The sequence below is a fragment of the Pseudoalteromonas sp. Ps84H-4 genome (assembly GCF_024124645.1).
Lineage (GTDB): Bacteria > Pseudomonadota > Gammaproteobacteria > Enterobacterales > Alteromonadaceae > Pseudoalteromonas > Pseudoalteromonas lipolytica_C.
The window spans coordinates 104,250-123,888 of record NZ_JAMXSK010000008.1 but is presented as its reverse complement, the minus strand read 5'-3'; the positions used below and the strand labels follow the sequence as shown (position 1 = coordinate 123,888).

Sequence of the window (19,639 nt, the reverse complement as noted above, 5' to 3'; positions counted from 1 at the left end):
AGGTGAGCAATAACAATCAAATAGTAAGAGAATTGCCCCTTTCTCACACAATTTACTTAGACAGTGAAATCGACGCTGAAAAAGCTAAGAAACTAGTGGTTTACCACTATCCATTGAACAAATCATATCGATGGAAGGAGTGGCAAGAACACTTAGACACAGAGCTTTCTAATCGCTACTACCCATATTTGATGCGCAGCTACAAAGGGCAATTTGGCTTGTTTGTAGCTGTGGACTCTGAAACCACTAAGCCACCGGTTATTCTCAATAAAGATGGAATGGATATTCGCCCCGAGAAAGTCCAATACTCCGCTGAAATGAACCCCATCTGGATACGTTTGATAATGCGCAAAGTATCTGCATTTGGGAGTCATTGCAAAGGAAGTCATACATTAGGTAGGCCTCTTCTTAAAATAGATACTTGGAACACTAAAAAAAGTACAGGCGTCAATGCAATCAGTTTAGATTGTAGAACTCAACAACGCAGGGATAGGAATACGACCGAAGTAGTTCTCTTTCATGAGAATGTACCACTTCGTGTATTAGACAGTGCAAAAGCCAACGCAGAACACCGCAATTCTATGTGGGTATATGATAAGAACAACGTTTTAGTGCGCTGGATACCTAAAAAAGGTGAAAAACCTTCCGGGCCTGTGTATTCAGAAATACGTAAAAATAAGAACAAACGAAAGCAACGCGCATTTATTGATCTTTCTAATGCAGATGCCTTCAAGGGCAGCTGGCCATGCTTGCTTAAACCTATTCAAGATGAATTGATTGATAAAGCCCAAGAATATGGTTTTAACCTAAAACCTAAAATCTTAAACCTCAGGCCATTACCTCTCAAGACTAAATATAAACAAGGTCCAAAAACTCGAAATACAATGCCTAGTGTAGCATTGCTAGAAAAAGTTCTTGTGCTCGACTTACGGTTCTCAAAGAACATATCGGCTGAGCAAATGTTGTTACCACTTAATCAAGCGCTATCTGAAAAAAGTATTAACACACAACTTCATCTTTTACCTGATTGTGCCCCTCAAAATATTGATAGCCTTGAATTCAGTAAGTCTGATTCAATTTTAGTTCTTTTAGATCAATATCCTGGAGTTATTGAAGACCATTACCCTCTCACAACTAACCTTCGCACTAAGGTCGCTTGCCAGCACATCAATGTAAACCCATATGACTTAGACGGTGACTCCATCGAAGCCAAGCTTATTAATGAAATTAGCGACGAAGAGAGTGATGAAACATATTTAGTACCTGAAGACGAATACTATAACTATGCTCTATCTATGTTTGAGACAGATAGCAGGATGGAGGCACTGAAGCGCAATTTAGAAATTGTCATCAAAGAATTAAGTATAAAGAATTTGCTACATGATGATCAGGTCAAATTAAGCTCAATGCTTCCTGAAGAGCGCGACGTTCTAACTGAAGAGCTTGTTGTTATAACCGACGGTTACCTGTTTACAGTTCTAAATGACAGACCAGTACTCATCCCCTTTAATCCAACCATATCAGAGCATGAAAAAAATTGTGATTTAGTTTTGGGTAAATTTAATACCTCTGTAAAACAGCTGTTTGCATTGTTGAGTAGAGAATGGCCATACAGCTACCAACCACAGGTGGTAATGCAAGGTTTTGGTAGTGATGCAGAAAAGTATGCTAGGTTTGCTCGCAGGCAGACCATTGTTATACATAAAGCGGAATCTGTTTCTATCTACTACCAAGACCCTAAGTACGATACGCCTCATATGCTTCCGAACCACCTTGCAGAAACACTGCAAGAACTCCAATCACAGAATATCTCTATGCCATTAAAACAGTGGCAGTTACCTGAAAGAGATGTGTTAGAAGAGCATATTAATGAATTGAAGGAAGAAGGTGAGCTATCAGAGAAAAGTGCAAATACCTTACTTATGCAGCTTGATGATATTAAAACATGCTGGCATGAAGCACTAGGTACTTTATGGCAGGAAAACCGATCATCAATTGAATACAAAGAACTAAAGCAACATGCATTTAAAGCACTGTTAAGTGTGATGAACAATAAGTTACCTGAAGGTGAAATGCCCAAAAAAATTGTAAGTTCAAGCCTCAGCGGTTCTTGGGCCAAAGTTGCTTCAAGAGTATTTGATATTCCATTGCAAGACATTCGAGCTTGGCTAAGAGACATTCCAGGTATTCAAAGGTTATGGCATGACCCAGAGCAAGGCTATTACATTGTAGGAAGCTTAGCTCCGCCTAAATTACAACTAACCAGACAACCAAGTATTCGCCAATGGCACGCACTCCAAGGAGAAATGAATACTGAGCTACTTGCCTCATTAATTGATGTTGACTGGGTTCGCTCCAACCAACTTGCTGGTAACCCATGTGTGGCACTACTTGTTCGACGGTGGAGAGATTGCCAAAACGGCAAGGAAGAAGCTTTAGGTTTAGGGTTGATAAAATGAAAGTAAAAAATTCGGCGATTATTTATACCGGATATGACTACCAAACATTGCAAGGTATTAAGCTACTAGCAAACTGGCTTCACAGTCCTGCATCATATAGTCGAGTTGCATTTGAAGCAGACAATGACAGTAATGAAACACCTGAAGGTATAGATGATATTGTTTGTGAACGGCCAAATGGCATTAAAGATTTTTGGCAAGTTAAATTTACCCCCTCCCCAGAGAAGGATGAAAACTGCCTTACGTGGGATTGGTTGTTAAAAATCTCAGGTAAAACAGCTAGATCTCGTTCCATTCTTAAAAAGCTCTACGATGCTATTAATGCTGTGCCTGCTGCAAAGCTTGGGGATGTAGTTCTATTGACCAACAAGCGGCCGGATAGATCTATGGAGTCTTGCCTGCGTGGTTCAAAAATAGACTTTCATCAGGTTGATGATGACTCACAACAAGAGGTTATCCGACAATTAGGAAACCACGAAGCTGCTATGTTTCTTTTTTCGAAGTTGACCGTCCAACATAGTGATGGAGACTACCTTACGATAAAGCGTAGTGTTCGAGCCGAGCTTTTGAAGTTTTCCGACGATACAGGCGTTGAGCGGCTTGTCGCAAGAGCACGTGAATGGGCAATGTTTCAGAATAATCCTCCAGAAAATGGTTGGATTTATCTTCATCATGTTAGAGAAGTTTTATCACCCAAAAGACCAGAGCCCATACCTGAAATATTCTCTGTGCCTGAGGATTATTGCCTCCCAGATTCAGATTTTCACAATGCTCTACTTGCTCGTATTAGCAGCTCAAACGGCGAAGTCATTACGTTAACGGGTAAGCCTGGTGTTGGAAAAAGTACGTATCTATCGTTTCTGTGTCAAGAATTGGAAGATCAGGAAATTCCGCTATTACGTCATCACTATTTCTTATCATTGGGGGATACAACAGAAGACAGACTAAGCCCAAGAATCGTCGCTGAATCGCTGCTACATCAAATCAATAGCTTTCACAAAGAAGCAAATGCAAGTACATCCCATCCTGAAAACCTGCGTGATGCGCTGGTAACCTGCGCGAATTATTACAAAGACAGGGGAAAACCCTTTTTAGTATTAATTGATGGGCTGGATCATGTTTGGCGAGACAATGCAAAAAATAAAAAGCCATTGGACGAAACCTTCAGACAATTGCTACCTACAACAGAAAACTTAGTGATACTTGTTGGAATGCAACCAGTTGACGATGAATTACTCCCTCACACACTGCTTACTCATTCTCCTAAGAATGAATGGCATTGGTTGCCTGAAATGTCTGGAAATTCGATATACGAGTATTTAAAACTTCATATTGAATCTGGTCGATTATTCTCCAACTGTCATGAGGATCATGTAGATGAAGAAATTCAGAAAAGTGCTGGCGCGTTATTAAAGGCTACAAATGGCTATCCACTGCATGTGATCTACTCATCTGAGTATCTGTCTCATCATGGATTAGCACTGTCTTCTTGGCAAATTGAGAAGCTTCCGCCATGCTCCGATGGCAATATTACTACTTACTATTCCGAGCTCTGGCGTAACCTCAATTATAGACAAAAGGATGTTCTTCACCTTTGCAGTGGATTTCAATTTGCATGGCCCAGACCGGCGATTGGTTGCGTTGTCAAAGATATTCATGAATATGCTCCGAGCGTTGATGCCGTTGCACACATGCTTTCTGAAGGAGTTTGTGGAGTAAGGCCTTTTCATGAAAGCTTGGTTGTGTTTGTTAGAAGTCAGGAAGAACACGAAGAACGAATAAATGCCTTGCTGCCATCTGTGTGTGAATGGCTAAACTTAAGCGCACCTATTCACCTCAAGGATAATTGGCTTTGGTCCTGTTTGGCTCGAATGGGCAGCACATCCGAATTACGAGAAGGCGTTGTAAGGGACTGGATACTTGATAAGCTTATTACTGGCATGCCAGTCAAATCATGCATAAGGCTATTATCTGAAGCTGAAACATATGCATTTGAAGAACTTGAATATGCTGAGGCATATAGACATAGAGCATTAAAAACCCGGCTTATAAATGGACCTGAATTCCAGACTTGGGATTCCAATAATTTAAGTACGCTTTCCCTTATATTAGCTGATGAAGCATCTATAAATGAATTAATATCAGGACAAAACGAGTATTCACCAACCAAATTATCCATATTGGCAATTGCATTATGGTATAGAGGGGCAGTTGATCAAGCAGAACTGTTATCGCAGAAGGCTATTGATCGATATCGGGCTAAAACCAAACTTTTGTCTTCTCGACACTCTCAAGATAACGAAGCTGAAGCTGCTGTATTGATAAAAGCGGGAGTATTAACTGACAGCCTTAACTACGATACGATTTTTGAAGGAGAAAACTTCTCTAATTGGCCCGATGGATATGTGGCTAGTTTTAGACGTGCATGCCGTACAAAAAAAGAGCTGGGTCTGCTCTTCAGGGCTTGGCAGTGTTTACCCAGTAATTCAAATCATATCAGTCAAATCGAACTCGATGCAATTAGATTAAGCATTATAGAGGGTGCAGATATTGCTCGTAGGCCAGAATATAGCGCTTTTTCCTCACAGACGTTATCTCAGTTTTTAGATATATTCTCTAAGAAAAAATTTGCCAGTATTAAAACTCACCTTTTTGATGGCCTGTCGGAAACAGTCTTCAAAGTTGAAAAACCTGGCGGTTATCATAGCTGGTTTTTTTCTTCACTTTGTACCAGGTTAAGTGCAGAAGGCGACTTCTCTTGGTTACCAGTTAGTGCAACATCAGATCGAGCGGATGTGTCAGATCATTATGTATTGCTTAATGAGCTTTCAGATTGGATCGCAAATGAACTTTTAGCAGGGAATACATTAAACTTTGACGTAGTTTGTGCGATGTTTCCGATGTGGCCAATATTAGATGAGGTCAAATGGGAGACAAGAAGAGCCGATATAGCTTTAAAGCGCGATTGGATTGAAATTGCAGCCGATTGTCACCTGATAACAACCAAATCTGAAGTTTCGCGTGATGAACTAAAGCAAATTGTTGACTCTGGTGTATTCAGAGTTGACTGGCTTCGGTTATGGTATAAGGAGGTAGGTCTCAAACTGTTAGACGATGATGCTGTTGTACTGCTCATTGAACTCGACGAGGCTCGACAGTTAAATGAGCTAGAAGAAACAATTGAGAATTCTAATGCTTACCTTGAACTCGCTCAAATAGCATTCCAACACGATAATCTAGCCCTTTTCGAAAGGTGTATGAGAAAAACATGGGATTTTGTGCTCGGTTACGGGCATCATAAAGACCCCACCATATTTGATGTTTTAACAGCTGTGGAATACCTTTCCGAAGCTGATCCAGATTCTGCTCTGGAAATATTAGAGCGGATATCACCGATAGTTTTCAATATATCCAAGTTTACCGACGGGGATGAAACTAGGCACTCTAAGCACTCCATATCTTCACTATTAGCAAAATTAAACCCGCAAACAGCTGCTTCAGTTTATGATCAAGAGCTTAGCGATGGCGAATGGTATTATGCTGAAGAGACAATTCTAAGATTACTTGAAAGGTGTGACTTTTCTTCGCCCATAACTAAACATTTATATCTGACAGGGTTGCACTCGAGCTGTTACCAAATTCTGAGAGAAAAGATTGAACAAGGAAATCCAAAGGCCATTCATGTCAGTGATGAAATAGAGAGCTTACTTGGTATTAAAGTTCAAAACATGACTGAAGATAAGCGTTCATCAACTGGTGAGCTTGATGAAAAAATTTCGTTGCAGCCATCGGATTATCCGCCTGACAAGTTTGAAGAGCTGACTACGGCGCTCAAGGGAAAATACAGTACTAGTGAATTTTGGAGGACCTGGTACAAATATTGGTGTGATCAGGGTAAAGAGTGTGAGCTACTACAGCATTTAATGCCACAAGCATCGACATTTGTTGATCGTTTTGGTGACAAACGATACCTATTAGATTTCCTTTTTTTAAGTGCTAAAAAATTAGAGGGTAAAGCAAAAGCCTTTGGGCTTTTGGTTGCAGCTCACAAGGCAATGGGTGGTTGGTCTGATTGGTACGAGCGAGCTGAGAGTAGTATTGACAGGCTTAAAGTCGTTGCAGATCTGTATCCTAAAAAGATTGATGAGTTCATAAAGCTAACAACATCGCAGCCAGATAATTGGAAAGATAAATTTGGCAGCTTAATTATTCCCAACGACAAGCTAGTATTTTTACTTTCTCACAGTGGCAGGATAGATGAAGCGCGTAAACTTACTTTAACGATGGTTGAAAGCCTGGAAGATGACGTTCGTAACCTTCAGCTTTCAAAACCGGCTTGGGATTGGCGTCAGGATGACTCCCTCGAGGAAGCATTGGTTAAGTCGTTAATTTCAAGACTAAAACTCCCAATACCTTCTGTTAAATTGTGGTTAATAGACCAACTTTCGACACTTCTGATAGCTCAGCACCCAAAAGTTGAAGCTTTATTGAAAGAAGACTTAGCCAATAGAAAGCAAGAGTCAGAATGTGTAGAAGTGTTATGCATATTTTTCGTCGCCAAGTCTAGGGGCTATGCCTGCCCAAAAGATCTAGGTCACTTAATTAAAGCAAGGTCCCCCCTATCAGACCTATTACTTACAGAGTTAGACCCGACATCAAAAGATTTTGGTGAGTATGCGTGCTCATACTCCCCCCTTGTTAGCTTGACGCATGATAATAACCGATTCGAGTATTATCAGGGAAACCATGTTCCTCGCATTTACTATTCTTGGTTGAAAAAAGAAGAGCGAAGAACCGGTTTACCCTTTACCAGCCATTACCAATCTGAATGGAACACTACATTCAAATATCAGCCTTCTTCGGTAACAGCTATTGACTACTTTTTAGGTAGTGATAGGCAGAGAGCTACCGGGCAATTTTATACGCAAGCAAGCCATCGTGGTCGTTCAGCATATTTAAGAACAATCAAACTAGCCAAAGAGTTTTACGGTATGCCGGATTCTTACGCGGGACATTTATCAATACCAGCATTACCTATCGAACCTGCGTATCTAGCACTTCGCCCTCAAAAACCCAAATGGTTACCAGTTTGGAATGGCAATAACTCCCCGAATGAAGAGCATTTGACCAACTATGTTAAAGAAGCATTAGCCAACTTCTCTCACACTGATGACAACCATAACCTTTTAGCATTTTCATTACCTATTAAGATTGATGACAATAACTGGATTGATTTAACTGTTGTAAAGGTGAGCTCTGAAGTAGGGCTGACACCGGACATGCATATAAAAGAACGTTCCAACTGCATTGCTGTTGGCAACCTTCTAGATAAGGAGCTGTCATATGACTTTGGTGAGAGTCAGCCACATAAAAATCCTACAATGGCCGTTACTTCGTACCCATTGATGAGGTATGGACACTGGCACTCAGACCTCGAGTCGCGTGGACTCTACATTCCTATGTGTACAATTGATGACAAAAAGGTTACCGGTTCATCCTACAATGGCTTTTATTGCTACACTATTGACGGAGCGACTATTGGTTTTTCATCATACTGGTATAACGCCTGGCAACCAATTCATCCGAAAGGAGTTCGCTCCCTATGTGGTACTTATACTGCGGTCAGCAAGGAAAAACTTGGGGTATGGTCAAGCCTAGATGATACTCAGCAAAAAAGTAGCTACATCTGTAATGCTACCTTACTTAGCTCAGAAGAAAGTTATAGGGAATACAACCAGCACGAATTTAATTTTTTAGTTTGCCAAGACTGAAACCTGAAGCTAGCTATGAGTATTTCAATGTAAAAAAGGCGAACCATAAATGGTTCGCCTTTTTCTTAATCATGCGTTCACAAACTTAATTGTTGATCGCCACTCGCTTTTCACAAATTTCACTCTCAAACTTTATTAAAGTTTCAAACTTGCTTTTGTAGTTTCAAACTTCATTCGAAAGTGACATTTAATCAAACCTTAGTCACGGTATGTCTCAACCGCTGGGCATGAACAAACTAGGTTTCGGTCGCCGTATACGTCATCAATACGGGTTACAGTAGGCCAGAATTTGTCTTTTGCTACGCTTGGTACTGGGAATGCTGCGTAGAAACGGTCGTATGCACGATCCCACTCATTGCCTAGTACGTCTGCTTGTGTGTGCGGTGCAAACACTAGCGGGTTGTTTTCAATTGACCATTCGCCAGATGCAATACGGTCAATTTCTGACTTGATTGACACCATTGCTTCGATGAAACGGTCGATCTCAACTTTAGACTCAGACTCAGTTGGCTCAATCATTAGTGTGCCAGCTACTGGGAATGACATCGTTGGTGAATGGAAGCCGTAGTCTTGTAGACGTTTAGCTACGTCCATTTCAGAGATGCCTGTTTGTTCTTTAAGTGGGCGTAGGTCAACAATACACTCGTGCGCAACGCGGTTGTTACGGCCACGGTATAAAATTGGGTAGTGCTCGCTTAGCTTCTCAGATAAGTAGTTAGCGTTCACGATAGCCATTTCTGTTGCTTGTTTTAAGCCTTCAGAGCCCATCATGGCAATGTATGCCCACGAGATTGGTAAAATAGCTGCTGAGCCGTAAGGGGCAGCAGAAACCGCACCGTTACCGATGTTTGTGCCAGCAACATTAATTACGCTGTGGTTAGGCATAAATGGCGCTAGGTGAGATTTAACACCGATTGGGCCAACACCTGGACCACCACCACCGTGTGGAATACAGAATGTTTTGTGTAGGTTAAGGTGCGATACATCAGAACCGATTGAACCTGGGCTTGTAACACCAACTTGCGCGTTCATGTTTGCGCCGTCCATGTACACTTGACCGCCGTGCTGGTGCACGATGTCACAGATTTCACGAATTGTTTCTTCGTAAACACCGTGTGTAGATGGGTAAGTGATCATGATACAAGATAGGTTTTCAGATACCTCTTCAGCTTTCGCTTTAAGGTCTGCCATATCAACGTTACCGTTTTTATCACAGTCAACAACCACGATTTTCATGCTTGCCATTTGTGCAGACGCTGGGTTTGTACCGTGCGCTGAACTTGGGATTAAACATACGTTACGGTGACCTTCACCGCGTGACTCGTGGTATTTACGAATCGCGATTAAGCCTGCGTATTCACCTTGTGCACCTGAGTTAGGTTGTAGTGAAACTGCATCGTAACCTGTGATGTTTACTAACCAATCATGTAACTCAGTCATCATGATTTGGTAACCCGCTGCCTGATCAAGTGGGCAGAATGGGTGTAAGTTTGCAAACTCAGGCCAAGTGATTGGGATCATCTCAGCTGTCGCATTAAGTTTCATTGTACATGAACCTAATGAGATCATTGAGTGGTTAAGCGCTAAGTCTTTGTTCTCTAAGCGCTTGATGTAACGCAACATTTCAGTCTCGCTGTGGTACGAGTTGAAGTTAGGGTGCGTTAAAATTTCGTCATCGCGTACTAGGCTTGCAGGAATTGAGTTGCTGCCGTTTACTTCGATTTCGTTTGCTAGTGCGTCAACGCTTAGGCCGTGATCTTCACCTAAGATGATGTCGAATAACTCAGCTACGTCTGCACGAGTTGTTGTTTCTGATACAGAAATTGAGTATTCACCTGCGCGGTTAGACGCAAAGTTAACGCCGTTTGCTACTGCACGTGCAACGATTTCGTCTTTGTTATCTGCAACAACAGTTAGCGTATCAAACCATGTATCGTGCTTAAGGTTTAAGCCTTTTGATTTTAAGCCTGCCGCTAAGATATCTGCAAAACGGTGGATACGCTCAGCGATAGTTTTAAGGCCTTGTGGACCGTGGTAAACCGCGTAGAACGCTGCCATGTTCGCTAGTAGTACTTGCGCTGTACAAATATTTGAGTTGGCTTTTTCACGACGAATGTGTTGTTCACGTGTTTGCATTGCCATACGCAGTGCGTCGTTACCTAAACGGTCTTTAGAAACACCGATAATACGACCTGGTAGTGAACGCTTGTACTTGTCGCGTGTTGCGAAGAATGCAGCGTGTGGACCACCGTAACCCATAGGTACACCAAAACGCTGTGCTGAACCAAGCACTACGTCTGCACCTAGTTTACCTGGTGCTTTAAGCAGTAATAAGCTCATGATGTCTGCAGCAACACAGGCAATCGCTTTTTTGCTTTGTACGCCAGCGATTAAATCGGTTACGTCAGTGATTTCACCGGTTGTTGATGGGTATTGGAATAACGCACCAAAAATGTCGTGGTCTAGTGCTTCAGCTGCTTTACCAACGATAACGTCAAAACCGAACTGCTCTGCACGTGTTGCAACAACGTCGATTGTTTGTGTGTGCACGTCATCAGCGATGAAGAATGCATTTGCTTTAGACTTAGCAACACGCTTTGCAAGGCCCATTGCTTCTGCCGCAGCCGTTGACTCGTCAAGTAATGACGCGCTTGCTAAATCAAGACCAGTTAGGTCTAGGGTCATAGTCTGGAAGTTTAATAATGATTCTAAACGACCTTGTGCAATCTCTGGTTGGTATGGTGTATACGCAGTGTACCAGCCTGGGTTCTCAAGTACGTTACGTAAAATTACGTGTGGTACGTGAGTTGGGTGGTAGCCTTGACCGATGTATGATTTGAACACTTTATTTTTGCTTGCTACTGATTTTAAGTAGCTTAGTGTTTCAACTTCAGTGCGGCTTTCGCCAATTGATAAACCTTGCTCTAAGCGAATGCTTGCAGGTACCGTTTGACCGATCAGCTCTTCAACACTCGATACTCCAAGAGCGCTCAGCATGTCGCTTACTTGCGCTGGGCTTGGCCCAATGTGACGGCGAATAAAATCTTGCTTTTGCTCTAATTGTTCAAGAGATTTGGCGTTTGACATTTGTCCAGATTCCTATGATCCAAAAAAAAGTGGTTACTGCCAATGGGTAACTGGCAATAACTTAAAAACGTGTTGATTTAGTAACTTACAGCGTATGGAAAGGTAAGCTATAAAATCATAAAAGCCCCACTTATGAGGGGCTTTTAGTCGGCGTGACTAATTAATTAGTCTTCGTCGATTGTGTTAGCGTAGCCTTCAGCGTCTAACAGGTTATCAAGCTCTGATGTGTCAGATGCTTTGATACGGAATAACCAACCGTCAGTGTACGGGTCGTTATTTACTGTTTCAGGCGAATCTTCAAGATCTTCGTTGATTGCAACGATTTCACCACCGATTGGTGCGTAGATGTCTGATGCTGCTTTTACAGACTCAGCTACTGCGCAGTCTTCACCCGCGTCAACTTCATCACCAACTTCTGGTAATTCAACGAATACCATGTCGCCAAGAAGTTCTTGTGCGTGCTCAGTGATACCTACAGTAAACGTACCGTCACCTTCGTCGCGAACCCACTCGTGTGAAGTAGCATATTTTAATTCGCTTGGGATATTGCTCATCTTTTTGTTCCTTTGGTTTATATTGGGTGATAACACCAAATTTTTTTTAGTTTAGATAACTGATTTGCCGTTACGTACAAAGCAAGGTTTAACAACCTTAACGTTAACCAGTTTCTTACGCATCTCTACTTGGGCTGTTTCGCCAGTTGAACGCGGAACGCGTGCTAGCGCAACACTGTGACCAAGAGTTGGTGAGAATGTACCAGAGGTAATCACCCCTTCACCACCTTCAACGATGACTTTTAAACCGCTACGCAATACGCCTTTTTCTTCAAGCACTAAACCAACTAGTTTGTCTGTGCTCTTGTCAGCGCGTTGCTGTTCTAATACTTCACGACCGATAAACTTACGATCTTCTGGCTCCCATGCGATTGTCCACGCCATGTTTGCAGCAAGTGGAGAAACACTTTCGTCCATATCTAGGCCGTAAAGGTTCATACCTGCTTCAAGACGTAACGTATCACGTGCACCTAGACCCGCTGGCGCTACGCCTGCGTCTAGAAGTTGTTGCCATAAATCAGCAGCTTGATCGTTAGGTACTACGATTTCATAACCATCTTCGCCAGTATAGCCTGTTGTCGCAATAAATAAATCACCTGCTTGCACACCAAAGAAAGGCTTCATACCTTCAACAGCAGCTTGTTGCTCTGCGTTAAGTACTGTTGCTGTTTTGGCACGTGCGTTAGGGCCTTGAACGGCAATCATTGCAAACTCAGGACGCTCAGTAACCGTTACGGCGAAATCAGCCGAAACTTTAGCTAAATGCGCTAGATCTTTTTCACGTGTTGCTGAGTTAACAACTAAACGGTAGTTCGTTTCTGAGAAGAAATAGATGATAAGGTCGTCGATTACGCCGCCTTCTTCGTTAAGCATACCTGTGTAAAGTGCTTTACCCGGTACAGTTAACTTAGCAACGTCGTTTGCCACTAGCTTACGTAAGAACGCTTGCGCTTGATCGCCTTGAACATCAACAATTGTCATGTGAGATACGTCAAACATACCTGCATCTGTGCGAACCGCATTATGCTCTTCGATTTGTGAGCCGTAGTTGATTGGCATTTCCCAGCCGTGAAAATCAACCATTTTTGCGCCAGCTTCAAGGTGCTTAGCATGTAAAACTGTTTTAGAAGTCATAATATTCCTTCACTTTTAAATTAACCCACAAGTTGTGGGGCGTGGCCTCAATTTAATGAGGGGGAATAACATGGGCGGCGATTATACATTAGTTGCACAGTTGTCACACCCAAATTGCGATTTTGTAACTAAAAAACAGCTAAACACCCAAGTGCGTAGCTGTTTTAAAAATTTTATCTTTTAAGCAACGTTGGCTAAGGCTAAATCAAAGCCGAGCTGCTGTAAGTGCGTTTGCCATTTATCAAGCTCTGCTTGGCGCGCCACCAGCTGAAATTGCTGTGTTGCTTGGTTATCTATGGCGGTAATAAATACCTCACCGCTTTGTGCACCATAGCAGCTGCGCATGTCTGATAAACGCAGTCCTGGCGTTAGCTTAAAGCTGTCGACCAAGGCGTCAAACGCTTGCTCACCACTGAGGGTTAGCGCGCTTAAATCGTCACGCATTACATAATCAATGTCGTAACGAAGTTGTTGCTCATTAATAAGCGACTGTAATTGCACGCTGGCATCTTTACCTAACACAAAACGAAATGCAGTTTCGTTAAAGTAATACAGGGCATAAGCGTAGCTGCTTGTTAGGTCATCGTCTAATGAACTACGTAAGCCTAACCCACTGGCGGTTAGCTTATTAATATCAAGACCTAAAATAGCCGTTAAAAATGGGATTGCTTCAGTGCCACTAAAATCCATAATGGCAGTATCGTTATTAGCTTGTAGCACGTTGTCTGCTGGGGTCTCAGCTTGGCTGTGGCGAGCAAACATTATTGGCGTAAAAGTCATATGTGACACCTATCAATCATTAATGGCTGAAGTATATTGCGCCGTGCTAGCAACAACAAATTGTAATTATTTATCAATTGATAAATAATGCTTATATATATAGCCCTATAAATAGAATTTTTTAATGAAAAACATTTCTACCGATAGTTTACGTACTTTAGTCACCGTTGTTGAAGTTGGCGGATTTGCCAAAGCAGGTGAATTATTGGGGCTATCGCAACCAGCTGTGAGCTTACAAATAAAGCGCCTAGAAGACATGCTGGGCCATAAGCTGTTTAAAAAGCAAGGCCAGCGCCAAGTGCTTAATCAATATGGCGAACTGCTCATGCCATTAGCTAAGCAAATGCTGCAACAAAACGATGCTATTTTGCAGCAGTTCACCAGCGAAAACGTGACCGGTAAAGTGCGCTTGGGGATCCCCAGTGAATTTGCCGCACGTATTCTACCTTCAATTATTGGTGACTTCGTGGCCCTCTACCCTGACGTATCACTCGAAGTGCGTTCTCGATTGAGTAAACATTTGTTGTCGGTCTCGCGCCAAGATCAATTCGATTTAGTGCTGGCATTAAACGAAGAGCTAGAATCTGCCAAATTCCCTATTTTTATGCAAGACCAACTAGTATGGGTAGGTGATTTAAACCTTGCACAGAACGATGTGGTCACGCTTGTAACCGCCCCAGAGGGATGTATTTATCGTCGCCGCGCAATCGAAGCACTACAAAGTGCGGGTATTAAATACCGCATTGCCTACAGTAATGCCGACTTAACCGGCCTAACTGCGGCGTTAAAAGAAGGCTTAGGCATTACGGTACTCGCAAAAAGCACCGTACCGAATGAGCTTAACTACCAACTACAAACCAAAGACCTCCCCGAGCTTGGTCAAATAGGTATTAGTTTAATTAAACGCACCGACGACCCCGGCACCGCCGTAGATAAACTCGCCGAATTTATCGCCTTGCGTTTGACGTAGGTGTGAGTTTTCAAAATTGTAAAAACGATTTTATATCTCGTAATTCAATAAATACTCACAAAGAGGTATAGAGACGCTGCGCTTTAGAGGAAAGTAACTAATAGTTTTATTGGGTTACTCATTCACTTCTCATTGTCCTCTCTTTGTGCAAAAAATAGTGAAACGTTGGGTTTCGCTCCGCTCTTCCCAACCTACGAGCTAATAAATCAAGCAATGTAAGTCGTCATTTATGGCGACACATAATAGTTAAAATTGACGGGCTAAAGCCCGACCTACATCTTGTTTCTGTGGTTTAGATAAGCATCGCGCGAAATAAATTTCACGCCTACAGGTGAGCATTTCAATTTAACTATGCGCAGGCACAATCTAACTAAAGGTTATAGCTTCTTTCTCCTTTACTCTTTCTAACTTGCTAACTTTTGAATCTGATAGCAGACGACTCGAGACGTTGTGTTTCGCTCCACCTATTAAGTTTTACTTAACACCACCCCAAACCCGATATCGTAATACAATACTACTGTATTTCTTATAAGCGATTTAATTCATAAACTTACAGTTCATACCTGTTTTATTACAAATAGGATTGATTCGCATTATTTTACATGTTTTAATTGCGCCGGTTAAAAAAATCTAAACATACACAGGACACACAATGACACCTAAGTTTATTGTTTCTACGCTTTCGACTGCGGTCGCTTTATCTTTAAGCGCTAATGCTTTTGCAAAAGATGTAACTAAAGAAGAGAAAAACTTCGAGCAAATCACTGTAATTGGCTCTGCATCTGCAATTAACGATATTCCTGGCTCTGCTACTTTTATTGATGAGCAAGAACTAGAAAAGTTTGAATATACTGATATCTCTCGTGTTTTAAGTGCTGTACCAGGTGTATATGTACAAGAAGAAGACGGCTATGGCCTTCGTCCTAACATCGGTATGCGTGGTACGGGTACGGGTCGTAACGACAAAATCTCAGTAATGGAAGATGGTGTACTTGTAGCACCAGCACCTTACTCAGCGCCTTCTGCTTACTACTTCCCTACTATGGGTCGTATGGAGTCAATCGAAGTACTTAAAGGTGCGGCATCTGTTAAGTATGGCCCTCGTACAACAGGCGGTGTTTTAAACTTAGTTTCTCGTAGCTTACCAACTGAAGGTTCAAAAGGTTTACTTAACGCTGAACTTGGTAGCGACGGTTTCTACAAAGGTCATGCTTACTTCGGTAAAAAGAAAAACAATGCTGCCGGCCTTGTAGAAGTATTCACTTACGGTGCAGATGGCTTTAAGGATTTACCAGTTGGTAGTGACAACACAGGCTTCGAAAAGAACGATTTCTTATTAAAGTTTGGCTTTGACTTTGGTGATAACGAAGCACACAGCCTAGAAATGAAGTTAAAGTACTCAGACGAGCGATCTGACGAAACGTACATGGGTTTAACTGACGCTGATTACCAAGAAAATCCTTACCGTCGTTATGCTGCATCACAAAACGATGAGATGAACACACAACACAATGCATACCAAATCAACTATGCATACCGCTTTGGTAAAGGTTACGAGTTACTTGCTACAGCTTACCTAAACGATTTCCACCGTAACTGGTATAAAGCAAGCAAAGTAAGCAGCAGCTACCTTGAGCAATACAGCGAGTTTGAAGCAAACCCAACGAGCGAAGGTATTGAAGGTGTTGGCGTAAAAGCGAATAACCGTGATTACCAAGCGAAAGGCTTACAAACTGAATTCCATATCCCAGCGGGCAACCACTACATCACTGTGGGTGCACGTTACCATGAAGATGAAATGGATCGTTTCCAATGGGAAGACAAGTACACGCTTAACCAAGACCTATCAATGACGCTTACAGAAAAAGGCGTTCCAGGTTCAAACAGCAACCGTTTAGATAGCGCAGAAGCGACTACCCTATTCATTCAAGATGAGTGGTCACTTGATGCATTAGTTATTAGCGCAGGTCTTCGCTACGAAGACATCACAATCAAACGTGTTGAATGGGCTAAGTCTGATCCAAACCGTGAAAATGGCCTAACAAAAGACATCAGCAACGACACTGAGATCTTAGTACCATCACTAGGTGCGACTTACACTGTAAGCGATAACCTAACGCTTCTTGCTGGTATTCAAAAAGGTTACGCACCAGCAGCACCGGGTAATGCGGATCAAGAAGAAGAAGAGAGTGTTAACATTGAGCTAGGTGGTCGTTACGATTACGCGGGTATTCAAGGTGAAGTAATTTACTTTAACTCTGACTACACAAACATGCACGGTAACTGTACTGCGGCTGTAGGTTGTAGCGATGACAACATTGGCGACCAATACAACTACGGTGAAGTATCTGTGTCTGGCTTTGAGCTAAGTGCAGGTAAAGTATTTGCTACTAATGCAGCTTCGTTCCCAGTTCGCTTAACTTACACTTACACGGATTCTGAGTTCGACAACGCGTTTGAATCAGATCTTTGGGGTAGCGTAGAAAAAGGCGATGCAATGCCATACGTGCCTGAAAACCAATTAGCGCTTTCAGTGGGTGCTGAGTTCTCAAGCTTTGTATTCGATACGCAAATGCGTTATGTGTCTGATGCACACGCAGACTTAACTAGCTCAGGTCGCAATGCAATCGACAGCCGAGTTGTGTGGGATTTAGCGGCTAAATACCTAATCGACGACAAACAAAGAGTATACCTAACAGTAGACAACCTGTTTGACAAAACCTACGTTGCAAACCGTGCAAATGGCGGTATTCAACCAGGTAAACCACGTACCCTACAACTAGGTTACAGCTACTCGTTCTAATAAAACGACTTAGCGAAATATCAAAAGCCGTGTGATGAAAATCCCACGGCTTTTTTGTGGGTGAGAGTTAGCGAGATTGTAGCCGCGATTTTATATCGCGTGACTCAATGGATGCTCACAAAGAGGATAAGAGGCGCTGCGCTTTAGAGGAAAAACTGCATAATCTTATGGTCTTTCTCATTCTCTTCTCATTGTCTTCTCTTTGTGAAAAAAATATTGAAACGTTGGGTTTCGCTCCGCTCTTCCCAACCTACGAGCTAATGAATCAAGCACTGTAAGTCGTCATTTATGGCGACACATAACCGCTAACATTGACGGGCTAAAGCCCGACCTACGTGTTGCTTTTGTGGTTAAATAAGCATCGCGCGAAATAAATTTCACGCCTACGGATGAGCAGTTCAATTTAACTATGCGCAGGCACAATCTAATCTAACTTCTAACCACTGATATCTAATATCTCCATTTTTTCGGCGTTAAAACGCCTCCTACAACTCGCACATCGCAAACTTTCCCCTCTACTCTTTCTAACTCGCTAACTTTGAATCTGAAAGCTGTTAGCTTTAGTTTAAGATCAAAAAAAGCCGCGGTGATGGGCGTACCGCGGCTTTGCCTAACTTGAAAATAATCTACTGGATTACTTCCAGCTTCTCATCTTATGGCCTTTTAAGGCGTAGAATAAAATGAATACATAACTTGGGATCATCACAATGTAAGCGCCTTGTGCGCCTAGGCCTGCTACGTTTCCTAAACCAATTAATAATGGGCCTAGTGCACCACCAGCAATACCCATGATCAATAAGCCTGATGCGGTGCCTGTTAAGCGACCTAAGCCAGCTAAAGCCAGTGGCCAAATTGCAGGCCAAACCATAGCATTAGCAAAGCCTAGTAACGCAATGCATAACAATGGGTCTGGTAATTGTGGGCCACCAAATGGCACTAATAATAGGTTTGAAATAATAAACGAGTCATTGCTACCAAGTACCACTAACAACACGGTAATAATACCGGCAATACCCGACATTAATAACGCCGTTTGTTGGCTCATAAAGCGTGGAATAGTTAAAATACCAATCGCGTAACCAATCAACATACATGCCATGGTATAAGAGGTCATAACTGAGTAGTCAGCAACGCCAATTTGTAATGCGTACGAGCCAATGGTGTCTGCTGCAATAACTTCAACAGCAACGTATAGCGCAATCCCCACTACACCTAAAACTAAGTGAGGGTGTGCTAGGGTTTCTTTAATTTCGCCTTTGCCGTTTGATGTTTCGTCTTCATCAAATACTAAATCAGGCAATGGTGCAAATTTGGCAAATGCTGCAAATAACATAATTAAAGCGGCAATCAACACATAAGGCATGATAAGGCTATTTGCCATAATGTCTTTTTGTTCTTGCGATAATTTACCTGCGCCATCAACAACACCGCTTACAACTACAGCGGCAAAAATAACAGGCACTATAACACCCGCAAATTTGTTTAATAAGCCCATGATACACACCCGCACAGCGGCTGATTTCTCAGAGCCCATTTTAACCACGTATGGGTTAACAGCGGTTTGTAGTACGGTTTGTCCAACACCTATCATTAATTGTGCAAACAAGAAAATTTCGATCATTTGCAGTTTCGCAGCCGGAATATACATCAGCGCCGATAAAGCCATAATCGCACAGCCAATCGCCATGCCATTCTTATAACCAACGCGCTTGATCAGCATAGCTGATGGTATGCCGGCAACTGTTACCGCAATATAAAAAGAAGAGATGATAAACGAAGCTTGTAACGGCGAAAGCTCAAGCATTTGCTGCAAAAATGGTGTAATTGCACCATTAAGCCACGTTATACACCCTAAGATAAAAAACATTGAGCCGGCCAATACCATTGGCAGCCAGATGCTTTGTTTTGTGTTGTTGTCACACTCAACCGTTGCTTCCATAATTGTTCTCTTAGTTTAATTATTTTTATTTGGTTGAAAACTAGTATACAACTCAACAGAGCTGTTTAATTTCCATACCAATCACAAAAATTTAATCATACACTAACAAAAATGACAGCGCTATCATTTTACGTTCATATAA

9 protein-coding genes are annotated in these 19,639 nt (G+C 42.1%); 4 read left to right on the top strand and 5 right to left on the bottom strand.

What is annotated here, in order from left to right; translation table 11 throughout:
* Window positions 1–2 precede the first annotated feature (2 nt).
* A complete protein-coding gene (locus tag NH454_RS09525; RefSeq protein WP_253038857.1) occupies window positions 3–2,459 on the top strand; it encodes a hypothetical protein in 2,457 nt (818 codons plus the stop codon).
* Window positions 2,456–8,230, top strand: coding sequence for an ATP-binding protein (locus tag NH454_RS09520; RefSeq protein WP_253038856.1), 5,775 nt, complete (start codon window positions 2,456–2,458; stop codon window positions 8,228–8,230). Before NH454_RS09525 ends, NH454_RS09520 begins: the two co-directional genes overlap by 4 nt.
* A 198-nt stretch (window positions 8,231–8,428) precedes the next feature.
* Here the strand turns inward: NH454_RS09520 and gcvP are convergent, their stop codons facing one another.
* The 4 genes from gcvP to NH454_RS09500 form a co-directional block, all read right to left on the bottom strand.
* On the bottom strand, window positions 8,429–11,317 hold the full coding sequence (gcvP, locus tag NH454_RS09515) for an aminomethyl-transferring glycine dehydrogenase (RefSeq protein WP_235382793.1): 2,889 nt from the start codon (window positions 11,315–11,317) through the stop codon (window positions 8,429–8,431).
* A 164-nt stretch (window positions 11,318–11,481) separates the two neighbouring features.
* Window positions 11,482–11,871 (bottom strand): glycine cleavage system protein GcvH, encoded by a 390-nt coding sequence (gene gcvH / locus NH454_RS09510; protein ID WP_062570365.1) that lies wholly within the window; start codon window positions 11,869–11,871, stop codon window positions 11,482–11,484.
* Between the two features lie 51 nt (window positions 11,872–11,922).
* Window positions 11,923–13,005, bottom strand: a complete 1,083-nt coding sequence (gene gcvT / locus NH454_RS09505) for a glycine cleavage system aminomethyltransferase GcvT (protein WP_199526747.1) — start codon at window positions 13,003–13,005, stop codon at window positions 11,923–11,925.
* 180 nt (window positions 13,006–13,185) lie between these two features.
* A complete protein-coding gene (locus NH454_RS09500; RefSeq protein WP_062570363.1) occupies window positions 13,186–13,785 on the bottom strand; it encodes a hypothetical protein in 600 nt (199 codons plus the stop codon).
* Window positions 13,786–13,909: 124 nt separating this feature from the next.
* Between NH454_RS09500 and NH454_RS09495 the strand changes: the two genes are divergently transcribed.
* Window positions 13,910–14,755 carry a LysR family transcriptional regulator gene (locus tag NH454_RS09495; protein WP_054560757.1) on the top strand — a complete coding sequence of 282 codons (846 nt, stop codon included), beginning with the start codon at window positions 13,910–13,912 and terminating at the stop codon, window positions 14,753–14,755.
* Between the two features lie 652 nt (window positions 14,756–15,407).
* On the top strand, window positions 15,408–17,558 hold the full coding sequence (locus NH454_RS09490) for a TonB-dependent receptor (RefSeq protein ID WP_253038855.1): 2,151 nt from the start codon (window positions 15,408–15,410) through the stop codon (window positions 17,556–17,558).
* Window positions 17,559–18,192: 634 nt separating this feature from the next.
* Here the strand turns inward: NH454_RS09490 and nagP are convergent.
* Window positions 18,193–19,497, bottom strand: a complete 1,305-nt coding sequence (gene nagP, locus NH454_RS09485; protein ID WP_055198117.1) for an N-acetylglucosamine MFS transporter NagP — start codon at window positions 19,495–19,497, stop codon at window positions 18,193–18,195.
* Window positions 19,498–19,639 lie beyond the last annotated feature (142 nt).

Coding starts and splice junctions, on each gene's coding strand:
- nagP (WP_055198117.1), bottom strand. CDS start 19,497: ATGGAAGCAACGGTTGAGTGTGACAACAACACAAAACAAAGCATCTGG.
- NH454_RS09520 (WP_253038856.1), top strand. CDS start 2,456: ATGAAAGTAAAAAATTCGGCGATTATTTATACCGGATATGACTACCAA.
- NH454_RS09495 (WP_054560757.1), top strand. CDS start 13,910: ATGAAAAACATTTCTACCGATAGTTTACGTACTTTAGTCACCGTTGTT.
- NH454_RS09490 (WP_253038855.1), top strand. CDS start 15,408: ATGACACCTAAGTTTATTGTTTCTACGCTTTCGACTGCGGTCGCTTTA.
- gcvH (WP_062570365.1), bottom strand. CDS start 11,871: ATGAGCAATATCCCAAGCGAATTAAAATATGCTACTTCACACGAGTGG.
- NH454_RS09500 (WP_062570363.1), bottom strand. CDS start 13,785: ATGACTTTTACGCCAATAATGTTTGCTCGCCACAGCCAAGCTGAGACC.
- gcvT (WP_199526747.1), bottom strand. CDS start 13,005: ATGACTTCTAAAACAGTTTTACATGCTAAGCACCTTGAAGCTGGCGCA.
- gcvP (WP_235382793.1), bottom strand. CDS start 11,317: ATGTCAAACGCCAAATCTCTTGAACAATTAGAGCAAAAGCAAGATTTT.